This is a genomic window from Ruegeria pomeroyi DSS-3 (genome assembly GCF_000011965.2).
GTDB classification, from domain to species: domain Bacteria; phylum Pseudomonadota; class Alphaproteobacteria; order Rhodobacterales; family Rhodobacteraceae; genus Ruegeria_B; species Ruegeria_B pomeroyi.
In genome coordinates this window covers 2543290-2560113 of the sequence record NC_003911.12, presented here as the reverse complement: position 1 = coordinate 2560113, position 16824 = coordinate 2543290, and the positions used below count along the sequence as shown (strand labels likewise).

Genomic DNA, 16824 nt, shown 5'->3' with positions numbered 1-16824 from the left:
CGTCTTTCGACCAACAGAGCGAGTTGATCTGAACCGCTTAGCCGTTCGTCCTTAGAATTTGTATCTGGCAATTCGATTGTTCCTTACACGAGGTTCAGGTGCACCTCTTCGCAGAGCCGCCGTTCGGATCGGTTGCCGAAGCAAGAGCCGACCAACAGCATGCGGATCAGTCGCTCGGGATCGACCGACGGACGGCCTGTATGGCTGTAGAAATCGGCAAGCGACTCCCAGGGCATCATTGCCTGGCACCCCGACCGGCTGGCCCGCAATTCGATGGATGGCGGTCGGATCATCTATGCCCTCGACCGGGGGTTGCTGCGCGACCTGAAGTTCAGCACCTACAGTTTCGAGAACTCCAGCCAGGGCAAGTTCATTCTGAACATCATCTTCGGCGATTCCACGTACTACGTCGACAGCCTCTCGGAAAACCTCAAACGCGGCCAAGGTGCCAAGATCCGCAACGGCTGGATGCCGAACCGGGCGGCCATCGGATATCGGCATTGCAGGGAAAGCCAACGCATGGTGCCGGAACCGAAAAACTTCAATGTGGTCCGCGATCTCTTCGATCTGCTGCTGACCGGACGGTACTCGGTCTCCGAGATCTATCGCATTGCGTGTGAAGACTGGGGGTACATGGCCCGCTATTCCCACGAGCAACTGACCTATGGCACGATCGCACCTGGCGTTGCGCGCCGCCTGCTGGATGCCGGCCGCGTCGACGAGGCCTTGGGCATCGTCATCGGTGCCCGCGCCGTCGAGGACGGCAAGAGTTTCCGGATGTTGAGCTACAGCCTCGATGAGGTCTACCAAGAGTGCCTCGAAAGGCTGGGCAGGACAGATGAGCTCAAGACGCACGTTTGGAGCACATTCCGGGAAACTCTCAGCGCGCCTGTCTGCAATAGTACCTGAAACTGCTGCCGGACTTCGACGAAACCGAGGCCGAGGACGCCGCCCTCGATCATGCGACGCCGCCATCGGTGACTACAGCGAATTCCCCGATTACGCACAGTTCGCGGAAGGCCTCAGGCAGAAACACGCCCGCAAGCACGGGTTCTGGCGGCTGGTTGAGCAATGACACCCGCGTTCACCCGGTGCACATCGGAAGTTCCAACGCCGCGGTGCAGCGCAGCATTCCAGCCGCTCGTGCGCATTGCAGAAAAACAAGCCAGCCGACAGACTGCAACGCGGGACAAAAGTCCCATTTCGTTGCGGTCGCACCAGTGGCGGCTCTGGGTTGGCCGGGCAGAGACGTATGGGTTTTTGACCAAACTTCTCGGTGATTTAAGGTTGTTCCGCCCAAACCTTGTAGTCAAACAGTGCGCCGTCTTCTCTGGCATATCGAACCTGTCTTCGAACGTAAGTAGCAGAACGAACAGGGTCGAAATGATGCATCCAGTGCTCCTCATCGCCAGGAAAAGGTTGTGGCGAAACTTCGTAACCATGGTTAGGCCGAATTGCCCCGCCTTTTGCTCGTTTCACTTCCATGCGAGAGACACCAAAGCCGCGTTCAGCAAGATATTCGTTGAACTCCAACAGCTCGGCCTCGGAAATCCATTCTGTGCCAGCGCCGGTTTGTGCTTGGGTTATGAGATGTTCAAAACGCTCGTTCATGTTCACTCCAGTGGCCGAATGATCGCACCAGGATCGTTCTCGTCGTTTCTCAACGGCAAGTTTCGATTACTTGTTGCAATTACGTTACCGTCTTCATCCAGTTTGACCCAATGACCATCTGGTCCAGTTAACAGTCTCACATCCTGACCTTTTCGCCGACCCCGACCCTCGACAAAGCCGCTGAGTTCTGCGCGTGGATTGGCAATGATATCATCAATCTGTTCAACGGTGTGCCCTTTGCCGGTGATGTATTCTTGCCCATCGCCCTTACTGCCATGTGGCAGAATTCTGTTGCCGTCAGGTGTCGTTGTGGCCCCAGGTCGAGCGTCAACGATATTCGGCCCGGTTTCTTCTGGGATCGGGGTTGAAATGATGTTGCCGGTCGGATCATCAAGGATCGGCGATCCGGTGTGGTTAGGCAGACCTAATTCTTCGATCGGATAGGTTTCAAGCCACTGCTCGATCCGTTCCGGGGTAAAGCCAGGGACCTGCCCCAAGCGGCGCTCATCTTCTGTAAGTTCAGGGAAAACCTCAACCCAGCCTTGCGCCATCTCGCCTTCCTGAAGCCGTAAATCTCCACGCGCGAAGGCTTCACCAGCGGCTTCGATGAAATCCTGTAAGGCGCGCTGTTTCGCGGGATCGCCGCCCACGCCCGTTTCCAGAATGGTGCCGGGGTTCATCAACTCGTAAAGCGCGGCGGCCTCAGCGCCGATACGGGCAAATTCCGGGTTCTTCGGTAGAACCGGATACCCGCCGCTGCTGATCCCTTCTTGCACAAGGGCGTAAGCTGTTGCGGCCAAACGGCCTTCGACAGTTGTCACATCGACCCCTAGAGCATCGGACATTTATTCTGCAACATATCCGGCAGCCTTGAAGTAGGCTTCGCATTCTTGCCACGAGAAGAGATCGCAGATTGAGCCGACGGCTTCGGTCAAGGCATCGAAGGTCCGGGCGGCGATCCTTCGGAGGTGGGCCTTGAGTTTGGAATAGGCCATTTCGATGGGGTTAAGGTCAGGGCTGTAGGCCGGCAGGAAGAGCATCCAGTTGTCTTGGTCGTGGAGCAGGTCCTGAACCCGCTTCGATTTGTGCGCTGCGAGGTTGTCGGCGATCACCACGTCCCCGGGTGCGAGCGTGGGCGCGAGTTGGGTCTCGATATAGGCCTCGAACGCGGCGCGGTTCATCGGCCCGTCGAGCATCCAGGGCGCGGTCAATTCATCGACCCGAAGTCCGGCGATGAAAGTCTGCGTGCGCCAGTGTCCAAATGGCGCATCAGCTTCCAGTCGCGCTCCGCGCGGGCAGCGTCCGCGCAAACGGGTCATCTTGGTCGTGACCGCGGTCTCGTCGATGAAAACCAGCCGGTGCGGTTCAACACGCATCCTCGGCAGCCGCCTGTGCTGCCAGTCGTATCGCGCGGCGCGCACCCGCTTGGCCCGTCTTTCCGTCGCGATGAGGGATTTTTTTATATGTCAGCCCAAGCCGGTGCCGCAGATACCGCGACAACTCCGCCGGATCGGCGCGAACATCATGGATGTCACGGAGCCTATCGGCCAACTCCGGCATCGTCATGTCAGGCCGGGCCTCGATCTCGCGCCGAAGGAAGCGCGAAACCGCATCGAGTTTGCCACCGCCTCGCGGGCGGCCTCTGGGTGTCGGAGCAACCGACCCTCGCACCTTGTGCCTCTGCACAATCCGAACCGCGCTTGCCGCAGATATCCGCAAGCGGCGAGCTGCTTCCCGACAGGACAGGCCCTCTCCAACAAGGGCGACAACCCGTTCGCGGATATCCAGTGATAGGGACTTCGCCATGATCCACCTCCAGATATGGTGAATCACAAATCACTCCCCATGGGAATCCTATCGATTCAAAAAGTCAGTCCGATGCTCTAGCGTGTTGATTTATTTTCATTTCTTGCATCTTCAAACTGTTGGCGGCGGATTTGGCTCACGCTGGAATACGCCCCAGTATCCCCGAATTTGCCCCTCTGCGACGACTCATTGCGCACATGAGCCGCAAGACGAAAATGGCCTCCCTCTACCCGCGCTCCCCTCCGGTGCCTGACCCGCGTCCAGATCAGACGACAGGCTGGCTCACGCGAGCGAGACGTTCCTCCGTCGCGACGATGCCGCACGCTCAAGCCCGCCAGGCGGAGAGCCCTGCGTCGATCAGGGGCCTCGCACCTACAAGCACGTCCGTTGCCCGCCTCCAGACCTTTGGCCACCTCATTGACGCGTCTGTAACCGATATGTGCGAGGTAGGGAAACCGCCGCGTCGCGAGCCAAGGCCGCCACGCTCACAACGCTCAAGCGTGATTTTGGGAAGGAACGGATCGGTCACCTCGACCGGTCCGAGCCTGATTGACTACGGCAAGATGCGCGCGGAGTTAGGTGAGGCGCGTCTTGCGGATTGATCCAGTGGATCAATCCGAGCGCTGAACGGCCCGGTCACGCTCGGGATCGATATCGGCGTGATCAAGATGATCGTCACCCACGCGGCAGCGGTGCACGGCCTCGACACCTCTCCGGAGCCCGTCGATCTGGCGCGCGTCGCGCTCAAGCGTCTCGGGCTGATCGGCAAGGGCACAGAGCGGGATCGTCACCCCACTACGGACGAGTTGAACCGCCTCTTCCGTTGCTTCGATGACAACGAACGCCTGACCCTGCCGATGACGCGGATCGTGAAGTTCGCCGTGGCCACTGCGATGCGGCTCGACGAGATTTGCCGCGTCGAATGGGCCGATCTCGACGTCGACCACAGGACGCTCCTGATCCGCGACAGGAAGGACCCGCGCAACAAGACCGGCAACGACCAGCGGATCCCGCTTTTCGCTGCTACTGGCTTCGACGCCTGGGCACTGGTCACCGAACAGGCCAAGGAACTGGGTCTCACCAACGGGCGGATCTTTCCCTATAGCTCGAAATCGGTCGGTACAGCCTTCCGGCGCGCCTGCGTCGAAGTCGGCGTGAAGGACCTGCATTTCCACGATTTGCGCCATGAAGGCACTAGCCTCCTGTTCGAGTGGCGTGCCCCAATCTGGTGGTCCGGTTTGACTGTTAGTGCATCGTCGGCCTCTGGTCCATTGGAACGATACTTTCCGGCGCAGGCGGGCGGTATCCCAGTGTGCTATGCGGCCTGACGGTGTTAAAATGGATACGCCACTGCTTGATCAGGATTTGCGCTTCCCGTTGGCTGTAGAAGATTTCGCCGTTCAACAGCTCGTCCCTGAACTGGGCGTTGAAGCTTTCACAATATCCGTTTTCCCATGGTGATCCGGGTTCGATATAGGCGGTCTTCGCGCCGAGGGCGGCGATCCAGTCCCGTACTTTTTGGGCAATAAACTCGGGGCCCCCTCTCGGCAGATTTGGTTTCACCAAATCGCCTGCCGGGCAATGATTGTCGGATCTTATGTATTCCGGTGGGCCATGCAGGATGAACAGCTCCGTCAGCGCATCCAGCACGTCCGTTCAGTAGAGCTTGCGATCGACGCGGATCATACGTTGCCCGGCAGGCGATTTGGCCTTACCAAATCTGCCGAGAGGGGGGCCTCGTTGGTGTATTCGTCGATTATGTTCAGCGTTCGGTAGATCCGTCCGTCGGCGGTGCGATCCTGAACGAAGTCGTAGGTCCAGACATGGTTGGGTCGTTCCGGCCGGAGCCGTACGCAGGATCCGTCCACTGCCCGGCAGGGCATTGCGCAGCAATGTCCCGAGAGGGTTCAGCCAAAGCCGGCCTTTCTTCTTTTGTTTTCGCGGAACCTTCAGCCCTTCGCGTCGTCAGGTGCGCTCGACCCGCTTACCCCCTCTCGGCAGATTTGCTACGCAAATCGCCTGCCGGGCAGCGGTATCACATGCCAGCCCGCGTTATTCAGCAGGCCGGACACCATGCGATAGCCATAGCGCCCGTACTGATCGGCCAACATCGATGATGTCGTCGGTCAGACGCTGCTCGTCGGCCCGGCCCTGCGGCACCTTGCGCTGCGTGGACCGATGCTGCCCGAGTGTGCGGCCGGCACGACGCTCGGAGAAGCCAAGCTCCCGCCGCACATGGTCGATGCACTTGCGACGACGCGACGGGCTCAGAAGGGCTGCGCGTTCAGGCCTGAAAATCATTCACTGGGTGATTTCCTTTACGGCCTTCATCCTTTGCCGCCTAGGTCAGGATGAGCTTGCCCAGCGTACGCTCAGACACCGCCCGCCGAAGCCGCTGGTTCTCCTTCTCAAGCTCCATCAGTCGGGTGAGCTGAGACCGCTGCGTCCCGCCATACAGCTTGCGCCATCGATAGAACGTCTGTTGCGTCACGCCGACCTGGCGCACCGCCTCGGCAATCGTTGCGCCTTGTCCCTGCAGAACTTCAACCTGCCGAAGCTTCGATACGATCTCTTCGGGATTCTCACGCTTTCCAGCCATCGCTGATCCTCCAATCTTGTGGGACAATCTATCCCAGCTGGTGGACAACTTTCAGGGGGATATTCCAGCGAGCCCGCGTCGTCCGCCACGCCCGCGCCATCACCTTCCAATTGGCCGAGGTGGCCGTCACCAGCCCTATGGTGCGCGCCATCCGTCGCCTTCGAGCGCCTCCGTCATGCGCATGACTGCGATACACGCCCAAACTGAACAAAAGCGGCAGGACAGGTCTGTCCGCTGCGCTGAAAACCATCGCTGCTGGACCAGAACACGGTGGGCTCGCCGTCTGATCCGCCCTGTTCCCGCAGCTTGCGCGACCGAAGACGCCGGTTGCGGCGGAGAATGCTTGTCCAGCGGTTGGATACAGGCGATCTTAACGTCAGACAGCATGCCACTTGCGGAATGTCGGTTGCAGAATATCCCGCCCTTCAATACAATAAGGAAATCAGATGTATCATAGCGCGACGAATACTTTGCTGTATGTTTTCCTCGCATCTGTGGCTTTTTTGTTTATCCTTGGCGACATACACAAGCCTAATCCCAGCATCCCATCCATCACCGCCTTTTCCTTAGCAAGTCTATCATTTGGATTGCTATTCCTAATACGAGGCATAGCATTTATTTTGAGCATTTTTTCTAGAGATAGTGGCAATGGGAAATAAAAGTCCATTTGGAGGTGCAAATTTTCGCGGCGATGGAGCGAACATCGTCGGAGTAACTATTTCGAACGACACATCTCCCGGTCTTAGGTCATGTTGACAAAAGGGATTCACCCGGACGCCTTACCGTGATTCAAGCTGGTATCTGCTATGGAGACCAGCTTGCCTCGACACCTTATGAGCGACGATGAATGGTCGCTATTTCAACACTTCATTCTTGCGTTCCGCGCCCTGAATGGCCGCAAGCCAAACAATCACCGCCTTGTTCTGGACGGTATTTTCCGGATCGCGCGAACCGGTTCACCTTGGCGCGACCTGCCAGAAGAGTTCGGCAAATAGCCAAGCGTTTACAGGCAGTTTCGGCGTTGGACATTGGCGGGTCTGTGGGAAGACATTCTTGAAGCGTCGAACCAAAGCGGGGCGGTGCCAGACGCTCTGCCAATGATCGACAGCACAGTGATCCGCGCGCATCATCAGGCCGCCGGCGCAAAAGGGGGACTCCGCGACAGGGTTTTGGCCGTTCAAGAGGTGGGTTTACGACCAAGATCCACCTCCGCGTCAGCGCGCACGGGCCGCCAATGAGAACAAACATCACGCCTGGGCAAACATCCGATTATCTGGGGTTTGATCTGGTGATGGATGACAACTTGCCCGAACCGCGTGTGCTGTTGGCAGATCGGGGCTATGACGCTGATCGCATTCGAAAAAGTATGAGTGAGCGGGATATTTTGACCCAAATACCGATGCGCAAAGCCCGAAAGATGCGCGTCGGTGTGGATCATGGGCTTTACCGCCTCCGCAACATGGTCGAGCGCTGCTTCAACAAGCTCAAAAACGCCCGCCGTGTCGCCACCCGCTACGACAAAACTGCCGAAAGCTACCTCGGGTTCATCGACATAGCGTCAATCCGGCTCTGCGTGCGCCATTTGTCGACATGAACTAACAATCAAATTGGACCACTCAGGTGGGGCTGATCATCGCTCTTTGATGACTTCGATGAACCAGAAATCCTCCGTTCCTCAAACCCCCAAATCTGTCCGATGGGTGCTGACGTCAGACGGAGTAAACACCACATCATCCCGCCCGCATCGGATCTCGACCCGGCTCAAAAGGCCGAGTTCAACGGACGGCACAATCCAGGTCCGCACCGCAATTCCGAACTGACAAACAACTCTTGTTATTCCCGCCATTGGCGTAATAACATGAATCCGCTCGAAAAAGGGGAAGACTGCCCTTCAACCGACTGGAGCAACAAAGCCGTTGCCGCGCCGTCGAGTGCCGTCGATGCCTCCTAGGAAAAAAGGTGAATGATGTCTGGGACTGTTAACTATACTTACTCTTTGGCCGGTGCGCGGTTTGCCAATCCTGTTTCAGAGGAGCACTTTGGATCGGGGTTTGAGAACCGCGGAGCGCAGACGGTTGACCCGAGCGATGATGTTGCACAGCTCGTGGAGCGGCTAGACCTGCAATATTTGCGATTTCCCGGTGGCTCTCATATGGAAAAGTTCTTTGACCTCGCGAATCCTGACGAGCGCAGGCCAATTGCCCTTTTTGGAGATAATGCTGGTCAACCAGCCATTAACGACTTTGTTTCTCTCTCAGAATTTTTTGCCTATGCAGATGCAAACAACATCAGCCCTATAGTTGCCATTCCGACCTGGCGCTACTTTGATCAAAACACGCGCTCCATTGATCCAGCAGCTGAGGCTGTAATCAAAGGTTTTATCCGCGATGTCCTGACCGGCGAATATGGAAACATTGATATTCACGCCTTCGAAATTGGCAACGAGTGGTTCGATGACGACTTTAACTGGACCCCGGCAGAGTTTGCCCATGTGCAGAAATCCATCGCCGTTTGGGTGGCAGAGGTTCGTGCTGATGTCCAACCTATAAACCGACCCGATATCTATATCCAGAGCAGTCAACTTGGCAGTCAAGACAGCGATCGCAATGGGATAAAAGACAATGTGGAATTCCTGAGCGTTTTCACACAAGCTCAACTGGCCCAAATTGACGGTATCGTAGATCATTTTTACCAGCCTGTTCGTAGCGCTACTATCTTTGATTTTCCTGATAGCCTTGTTGCTTCGACCAGAATCGGACGCTTGAGAGAAGATGGCTGGAATGTCACCGGGACCAATGCTCTGAAAATTGTCACAACCGAATGGAACGTCAGAGCGGATGAAGGAAAAGGCGAAATCACGGGGCTGGAACGAGCTCCCATGTTCGTGCGTCTATTTTCCGATATGATCAGTGCCGGTGTCGATGTTGCCTCCGTTTTCACAACACAAGCACTTGGCGATAGCGATGGAACCATTGCGCAGAAAGACGAAGACACCTTTACTCCGACAGGCCTGCTGTTTCGGATGATGAAGAACGCGCTGGTAGGAACTGAACTGGTTGATGCCGACGGGAATGGCAACTTTACGACTAACGATGTTCTTTTTCAGAACACGGCGGGCCATAATGTAGGATATACCTTCACCTACACCTCTGACGACAAGGTCGTTGTCTATTTTTCTTCCGGCGTAGGCAGCACAACAACGATCAATGCTGACTTCGGACAGCTCCTGAACAGCGGATACCACCTGCACGGAACGGTTCTGAAAGTCACTGCAAACGGCGATCCGCTTGCCAAAGATGCTGACGGGATGCTGGAGGCCAGAACCCGTCGTGACCTTGAAGGCGCGACAGTTGACGGTTTGCTAGATTTCGACCTCGGTGGGTACGAGACCATTCAGCTTGAGTTCACGAAAAATGGAGGTGTAAGTCTCGCAGGTGATGATCAAACGGCAACCAGTGACGAAATCATTGGGACTGGGTTTAATGATCACCTAGAGGGCTTCGATAGCAATGATACTTTAATTGGTGATGGTGGAAACGATACGCTGGAAGGTGGTACCGACGATGACAGCATCACCGGTGGAGCGGGTAGCGATGTCATCTTTACCGGAGGTGCTGCATCCAACGGATACGGCCGAGATACCGCCAGTGGCGGTGACGGGGACGACCAGCTGATCGGCTCGAACGGCGACGACTGGCTCTATGGCGACGCTGGCAATGATACACTGAACGGCGGAGAAGATTATTCCACGGCGGATGTGGATTACCTCTATGGCGGGGATGGCAACGATCTGCTGATATCGGGCCAGGGAACAACCCGCGCAGATCACCAGCATCGTGGCGATCAGCTGTTTGGTGAGGCCGGCGACGACACGCTGCAAGGCGGCCAGGCCGATGACCATCTGGAAGGTGGTGTCGGTGATGACAGCATCACTGGTGGCGCAGGGAACGATGTCATCAATACCGGTACTATCGGCAGCCAGACGGTTGGCGACGATACGGCATCGGGCGGCGATGGCGATGATGAGATCACCGGTTCGAACGCCTCTGATAGGCTCTATGGCGACGCTGGCAATGATACGCTGAACGGCGGCGATGACTGGATTACGGCGGATGTGGATTACCTCTATGGCGGGGATGGCAACGATCTGCTGATATCGGGCCAGGGAACAACCCGCGCAGATCACCAGCATCGTGGCGATCAGCTGTTTGGTGAGGCCGGCGACGACACGCTGCAAGGCGGCCAGGCCGATGACCATCTGGAAGGTGGTGTCGGTGATGACAGCATCACTGGTGGCGCAGGGAACGATGTCATCAATACCGGTACTATCGGCAGCCAGACGGTTGGCGACGATACGGCATCGGGCGGCGATGGCGATGATGAGATCACCGGTTCGAACGCCTCTGATAGGCTCTATGGCGACGCTGGCAATGATACGCTGAACGGCGGCGATGACTGGATTACGGCGGATGTGGATTACCTCTATGGCGGGGATGGCAACGATCTGCTGATATCGGGCCAGGGAACAACCCGCGCAGATCACCAGCATCGTGGCGATCAGCTGTTTGGTGAGGCCGGCGACGACACGCTGCAAGGCGGCCAGGCCGATGACCATCTGGAAGGTGGTGCCGGCAACGACAGCATCACCGGTGGCGCAGGGAACGATGTGATCAATACCGGCACATTCGACAGCCGGACGGCGGGCCACGATACAGCAGCAGGCGGTGACGGCGACGATGAGATCACCGGCTCGAACGCCTCTGATTGGCTCTATGGTGACGCAGGCAATGATACGCTGAACGGAGGCGATGACTGGATCACGGCAGATGTGGACTACCTCTATGGCGGGGACGGCAATGATCTGTTGATATCGGGCCAGGGCGAGACCCAGGCGGATCACCAGCATCGTGGCGATCAGCTGTTTGGCGGCGCTGGCAACGACACTCTCACGGGGGGCAAGGCGAACGACTATCTCGAAGGCGGAACGGGTGCGGATAGCTTCGTGTTCCTGTCCGACTTTGGCCAGGATACGATTGCGGACTTCTCCACCAGCCAATCGGGCGAGACAATTGACCTGAGTGGCGTCTCTCAGATCACGTCCTTCAGTGACCTGGCCACCAATCACCTAACACAATCAGGTTCGGATGCCGTGATCAATGATGGTGCTGGCAATACAATCACGCTGACTGGTATCAATATGGCTGATCTCACAGCCGACGACTTCCTGTTCTGAGCAAACATAAGATTGCCGCGCGCCAACCTGGCGCGTGGCGTCAAGCAGAATGCTCCAGAAGTCATTTCAGGGGAACGATCAGTCAATCATAATGATCCCTATCCGTCGCAATGTCAGCTTTCGAAAAGCTGCGCTGCGGCGTTGGCGCCTTAGATGAATGGCCGGAAAGGGCCGGAACCGTGTAAGCGTCCGGTCTGACTGCCCTGCCGAAAGTGCGCTAGTGTCGGATAGTGTCCACTTAGCTAAGTGGACACTCAAGGGGCTGGGATGGCGAAGAGGCGCAAGCGCAGTACGCTATCTCGGGGTCGAGCTGGAAGATGTGCTGAGCATAGCGGAACAGACCGACATATGAACCATGCGGGCGAGCGGCGATTCCGCTCGCTATCTCCGGAACCAAAACAACTGGCAAGATTTTAGGGATACCAGGACGCCATCGAACAATTTCGAGAGGAAGACTACACCAACGTTTGTCAAGTGTCGTTTTTTTGGTCATTTTGCGGACATGGAGTTCCTAGACGTCAGTCATAACAACCTTCTCGTTGCCATGTCTTGCCTGGTTGCTCTGGTTGCGGGGTTCACTGGCTTGTCTTTGACACGTGACCTCGGTGCTAAACCTGACTTCGAGAAGAAGGCTTTGATCGCCTTGGCTGCCATCTCGCTCGGTGGCGGGATATGGGCAATGCACTTCGTGGCAATGCTTGGACTGCAAATGCCGATCCTGTTCTACTACGATGCCGCGATCACGCTGATCTCAGCCCTTGTGGCAATCCTGATTGTCGGTGCAGCGCTGATCATCCTGCATTTCACCGTTCGCACCCGTCTCACGGTGTCCTTGGCAGGAGCCATTGTTGGTGTGGGTATCCTTGTCATGCACTACATAGGAATGGCGGGGCTTGAATTGTGCCGCGCCGTCTACGCGCCTCTTGGCGTCATCGTGTCATCGCTTGTGGCCGTTCTGCTGTGCATTCTGGCGCTTGGCATTGCCTACGGCCAGAGGACCAACAGGAATATCTTCCTTGGCACTCTGTGCTTTGCTGTCGCGGTGACCAGCGTCCACTTTCTGGCCATGGCTGGGACCAAATTTGTGGCGGTGTCAGATGGCACAGAGTTTGGTCCGTTGATGAGCAACGAGACACTTGCCCTTGGGGTCATCTTTTTCAGTTTCGTCATGTTCGGGGCCTGTCTGTGGGTCGGCGTGACCTATCTGCCCCGCCCCATGGAGAACGTCGCGCCGCCTCGGAAAAAGGACGTGCCCGAAGCCGAAGCGCGGCTTTTGCAGGTGCCTTGCGAGCGTGATGGCGGCAAGGTCTTTGTGTCTGCAAAGGATGTTGTCTTTGTCCGGGCGGATGCGCATTACACTCAGGTCTACACCCATCACGAACGCCTGTTTTGTGTGTGGTCCGTGACGGAGGCCACGAAACGACTTGTGCCACTGGGTTTCCTTCAGACGCATCGCAGCTATTTGGTGAATCCTGGACATGTCGTCCGGTTTGAGCGGACCAAAGACAGCGGCAAATGTGTGTTCGGAGGTTCTGAAACACCGCCTGCGCCGGTGAGCCGGTCCAAGTTGAAGGCAATACAGGACGCTTTGGCGTCGCAGGTCGGCGCAATTCGTGCAACCTGAGGCGCATTTCGTGCAAGATCCCGGTTTTTCGTTGATTTTCTAAAGCCTCGGCATCGGGGCGCATGCACTTCTTTCCTCCAGCAAGTTGAATCGCTTTAGGGAGGAGAGCCGATGATACCCGCGGCCTTTGAGTACCACAGACCCAAGGATATGGCCGGTGTTCTGTCTATCCTGCAAGAACATGGCGATGATGCGCGTGTGATGGCTGGCGGTCACAGCCTGATCCCCATGATGAAGTTGCGCATGGCCGAGGTTCCGCACCTGATCGACCTTCAGGATGTCGGCGGCATGTCTGATATCGAGATCGGTTCCGACAGCATCCGGATCGGTGCCATGGTCACGCAGCATGACATCATCGACAATGACGCGCTTGCCCAGGCGGCGCCTATCCTGCGCGAAGCCGCGCTGCAGATTGCCGATCCGCAAGTGCGTTACATGGGCACTGTTGGCGGCAATGTCGCCAACGGCGATCCGGGCAATGACATGCCGGGCCTGATGCAGTGCCTCAACGCGACCTTCACCGTCGTGGGCTCTGACGGTGAGCGCGAGATTCCCGCGCGGGAGTTCTATGAGGCCGCCTACATGACTGCCCGCGAAGACGATGAAGTTCTGACCGCAGTCACGATCCCGATGCCACAGGGCGGCCATGCTTACGAAAAGCAGAAGCGGAAGATTGGCGATTACGCAACTGCCGCCGCTGCGGTGCAAATCGTCAAGGACGGGGCCACCTGCGTGTCGGCGTCGATCGCGATGACGAACCTGAGCGATACGCCGGTCTATTCCGAGGCGGCAGGTTCTGCGCTGGTTGGAACGTCGGTGGACGACGCCGCGATCAAAGCCGCGATGGCCGCAATGCTGGATGACATCGACCCGACCGAAGACAACCGCGGCCCGGTCGCGTTCAAGAAACATGTCGCAGGTGTGATCCTGCGCCGCGCCATCGAGCGCGCCTGGTCACGCACCTGAGGGAGAGGACGCTATGGGAAAGAAACAGCATTACAAGATAACGGTGAATGGCAAGGAAGAGGAGTTCCTCGCTGAACCGCGTGAGCTGCTCATCTATACGCTGCGTGAGCGGCTCAACATCACCGGCCCGCATATCGGTTGCGACACCTCTCACTGTGGCGCCTGCACCGTCACCATTGATGGAAAGTCGGTAAAATCCTGCACCATGTTCGTGGCCCAGGCCGACGGCAAGGACATCACGACCATCGAAGGCATCGGCGGGCCGGACAACCTGCATCCGCTTCAGACCGCGTTCAAGGAACATCACGGCCTTCAGTGTGGCTACTGCACGCCGGGGATGATCACCCGGGCCAAGAAGCTGCTCGAGGAGAACCCGAACCCCACCGAAGAGGAAATCCGCTTCGGAATGGCCGGCAATATCTGCCGCTGCACCGGGTACCAGAACATCGTGAAGTCCATACGCGCGGCCGCGGCGGAAATGAATGCAGCCAAGGAGGCGGCAGAATGAAAGACGAAGTAACAAGCCGCGAAGAGCGGATCGAAAACCTCAAAGGCATGGGCTGCTCGCGCAAGCGGGTAGAGGACGCACGGTTCACCCAAGGCAAGGGTAACTATGTCGATGACATCAAGCTGGATGGCATGTTGTTCGGCGACTTTGTCCGCTCGCCCTATGCCCACGCGAAGATCGTCAATATCGACACGTCCGCTGCGCTGGAGGTACCGGGCGTCCTGGCGGTCCTGACGGCCAAGGATCTGGAACCCCTGGGCCTTCACTGGATGCCGACACTTGCGGGCGACAAACAGATGGTGCTGGCCGACGGCAAGGTTCTGTTCCAGGGCCAGGAAGTAGCCTTTGTCGTGGCCGTAGATCGCTATGCCGCCGCAGATGGGATCGAAGCGGTCGAGGTGGAATACGAAGAGCTCGAGGTTCTTGTTGATCCGTTCAAGGCGATGCAATCCGATGTGGTGCTGAGGCCAGACACGGTTGCCGAGGACGGCAGCCCGGCTGATGGGGCCCATGGCCCCCGCAAGCACCACAATCACATCTTCACATGGGAAGCAGGCGACAAGGGCCCGACTTTCGAGACCATCGACAACGCCGAAGTCGTGGCTGAAGAAACCATGTACTACCACCGCACCCACCCGTGCCCGCTGGAAACCTGCGGCTGTGTGGCGTCGATGGACAAGGTGAATGGCAAGCTGACCCTCTGGGGCACGTTCCAGGCACCGCATGCCATCCGGACCGTGGTCAGCCTGATCTCTGGCATCGAAGAGCACAATATCCGTGTGATCAGCCCTGATATCGGCGGCGGCTTTGGCAACAAGGTGGGCGCCTATCCGGGCTATGTCTGCTCGGTCGTGGCTTCCATCGTGACGGGCAAACCGGTCAAGTGGATCGAAGACCGGATGGACAACCTGATGACCACCGCCTTCGCCCGTGACTACCACATGACGGGCCGGATCAGCGCCACCAAGGAAGGCAAGATCACCGGCCTGCATTGTCACGTGACTGCCGACCACGGCGGGTTTGACGCCTGCGCCGACCCAACAAAGTTCCCGGCCGGGTTCATGAACATCTGCACCGGGTCCTATGACATCCCGACAGCCTTTCTGGAGGTCGATGGCGTTTACACCAACAAGGCACCTGGCGGGGTCAGTTACCGCTGTTCCTTCCGCGTGACTGAAGCCGTGTATTTCATCGAGCGAATGATCGAGGTTCTGGCGATCGAGTTGAACATGGACGCAGCAGAGCTGCGCCGGATCAACTTCATCAAGAAGGAGCAATTCCCCTACAAGGCTGCGTTGGGTTGGGAATACGACTCCGGCGACTATCACACCGCTTGGGACAAGGCGCTGAAGGCTGTCGACTACGACGGGCTCCGTGCCGAGCAGGCGCAGCGGGTCGAAGACTTCAAGGCAGGCAAAACCCGGTCCCTGATGGGCATTGGTCTGTCGTTCTTCACCGAGATCGTCGGCGCTGGACCCGTCAAGAACTGCGATATCCTTGGCCTCGGCATGTTCGATAGCTGCGAAATCCGCATCCACCCGACCGGGTCCGCGATTGCGCGGCTGGGGACGATTTCGCAAGGCCAAGGCCACGCGACGACCTTTGCGCAAATCCTTGCGTCAGAGATTGGCCTGCCGGCAGACAGCATCACCATCGAAGAAGGTGATACTGATACCGCGCCATACGGTCTGGGCACCTATGGATCCCGGTCCACTCCGGTGGCAGGTGCTGCGACAGCCATGGCCGGGCGCAAGATCCGCGCCAAGGCGCAGATGATCGCGGCCTATCTGCTCGAAGTCCACGACGACGACGTGGAATTCGATGTGGATCGCTTCGTGGTCAAAGGTGCGCCTGAGAAGTTCAAGACGATGAAGGAAATCGCCTTTGCCGCCTATAATCAGGCCATTCCGGGGATCGAGCCGGGGCTGGAAGCGGTCAGCTACTACGATCCGCCCAACATGACCTACCCGTTTGGCGCCTATGTCTGCGTGATGGACATTGACGTTGATACGGGCGTGCCGGAAATCCGCCGCTTCTATGCGCTGGATGATTGCGGCACCCGGATCAACCCGATGATCATCGAGGGGCAGATCCACGGTGGTCTGACCGAAGCGCTTGCCGTCGCCCTGGGGCAGGAGATTGCCTATGACGACATGGGCAATGTGAAGACGGGCACGTTGATGGACTTCTTCCTGCCAACCGCGTGGGAGGTTCCGAACTACGAAACCGACTACACCGTGACGCCCTCACCGCATCACCCCATCGGGGCGAAAGGTGTCGGCGAGAGCCCGCATGTGGGCGGCGTGCCTTGCTTCTCGAATGCCATTCAGGACGCGTTCCGTCCGTTCGGGAACCGGCACACCAACATGCCGCATGATCACTGGCGGATCTGGAAGACCGCCAATGAACTGGGCCTGCATGACTAAGTCGTAACGGCGGGGCGCACAGAATATCCCTTTGTGCGCCCCAGCCCCGGA

The 16824-nt window shown here is 57.8% G+C and carries 11 protein-coding genes and 3 pseudogenes; 8 read left to right on the top strand and 6 right to left on the bottom strand.

Annotated elements, in window-relative coordinates; genetic code table 11:
• Positions 1–89: 89 nt before the first annotated feature.
• Positions 90–221: pseudogene (locus tag SPO_RS22565) on the bottom strand (transposase); the annotation flags it as partial.
• Positions 222–273: 52 nt separating this feature from the next.
• On the opposite strand from SPO_RS22565, the gene SPO_RS12235 reads away from it, so the two are divergent.
• Positions 274–909 (top strand): DUF6880 family protein, encoded by a 636-nt coding sequence (locus SPO_RS12235; RefSeq protein ID WP_011048117.1) that lies wholly within the window; start codon positions 274–276, stop codon positions 907–909.
• Between the two features lie 372 nt (positions 910–1281).
• Here SPO_RS12235 and SPO_RS22905 read toward each other — a convergent pair whose 3' ends face one another.
• From SPO_RS22905 to SPO_RS22560, 3 genes are all read right to left on the bottom strand, one after another.
• Positions 1282–1611: a hypothetical protein gene (locus tag SPO_RS22905; protein ID WP_144083998.1), complete on the bottom strand. Its 330-nt coding sequence runs from the start codon at positions 1609–1611 to the stop codon at positions 1282–1284.
• 2 nt (positions 1612–1613) lie between these two features.
• Positions 1614–2456 carry a hypothetical protein gene (locus SPO_RS12230; protein ID WP_044028396.1) on the bottom strand — a complete coding sequence of 281 codons (843 nt, stop codon included), beginning with the start codon at positions 2454–2456 and terminating at the stop codon, positions 1614–1616.
• Positions 2457–3417, bottom strand: a protein-coding gene (locus SPO_RS22560) for an IS630-like element ISSpo6 family transposase (RefSeq protein WP_076611156.1) whose coding sequence is annotated in 2 segments (ribosomal slippage) — positions 2457–3071 and positions 3073–3417 — 960 coding nt in all. Because the reading frame shifts where the segments join, the coding sequence is not laid out codon by codon here.
• Positions 3418–4085: 668 nt separating this feature from the next.
• On the opposite strand from SPO_RS22560, the gene SPO_RS12220 reads away from it, so the two are divergent.
• Positions 4086–4745 carry a site-specific integrase gene (locus SPO_RS12220; protein WP_011048104.1) on the top strand — a complete coding sequence of 220 codons (660 nt, stop codon included), beginning with the start codon at positions 4086–4088 and terminating at the stop codon, positions 4743–4745.
• Here the strand turns inward: SPO_RS12220 and SPO_RS12215 are convergent.
• Both SPO_RS12215 and SPO_RS23110 read right to left on the bottom strand, forming a co-directional pair.
• A pseudogene (locus SPO_RS12215) lies at positions 4663–6016 on the bottom strand (IS3 family transposase). The gene SPO_RS12220 and the pseudogene SPO_RS12215 sit on opposite strands and share 83 nt — an antisense overlap.
• Positions 6017–6467: 451 nt before the next feature.
• Complete coding sequence (locus SPO_RS23110) at positions 6468–6683, bottom strand: hypothetical protein (protein ID WP_158454175.1); 216 nt, start codon at positions 6681–6683, stop codon at positions 6468–6470.
• Positions 6684–6822: 139 nt separating this feature from the next.
• On the opposite strand from SPO_RS23110, the pseudogene SPO_RS22550 reads away from it, so the two are divergent.
• The 6 genes and pseudogenes from SPO_RS22550 to SPO_RS12170 all read left to right on the top strand — a co-directional run bounded on the left by SPO_RS22550 (position 6823) and on the right by SPO_RS12170 (position 16773).
• Positions 6823–7610, top strand: a pseudogene (locus tag SPO_RS22550) (IS5 family transposase).
• Positions 7611–7982: 372 nt separating this feature from the next.
• The gene (locus SPO_RS12190) at positions 7983–11249 is read left to right on the top strand and encodes a calcium-binding protein (RefSeq protein WP_158454174.1); all 3267 of its coding nucleotides are present in this window, start codon (positions 7983–7985) and stop codon (positions 11247–11249) included.
• A 502-nt stretch (positions 11250–11751) separates the two neighbouring features.
• A complete protein-coding gene (locus SPO_RS12185) occupies positions 11752–12873 on the top strand; it encodes an MHYT domain-containing protein (protein ID WP_011048113.1) in 1122 nt (373 codons plus the stop codon).
• A gap of 111 nt (positions 12874–12984) precedes the next feature.
• Positions 12985–13839: an FAD binding domain-containing protein gene (locus SPO_RS12180; RefSeq protein ID WP_011048112.1), complete on the top strand. Its 855-nt coding sequence runs from the start codon at positions 12985–12987 to the stop codon at positions 13837–13839.
• Positions 13840–13852: 13 nt separating this feature from the next.
• Complete coding sequence (locus tag SPO_RS12175) at positions 13853–14347, top strand: (2Fe-2S)-binding protein (protein ID WP_011048111.1); 495 nt, start codon at positions 13853–13855, stop codon at positions 14345–14347.
• On the top strand, positions 14344–16773 hold the full coding sequence (locus SPO_RS12170; RefSeq protein ID WP_011048110.1) for an aerobic carbon-monoxide dehydrogenase large subunit: 2430 nt from the start codon (positions 14344–14346) through the stop codon (positions 16771–16773). Before SPO_RS12175 ends, SPO_RS12170 begins: the two co-directional genes overlap by 4 nt.
• The last annotated feature ends 51 nt before the right edge of the window (positions 16774–16824 follow it).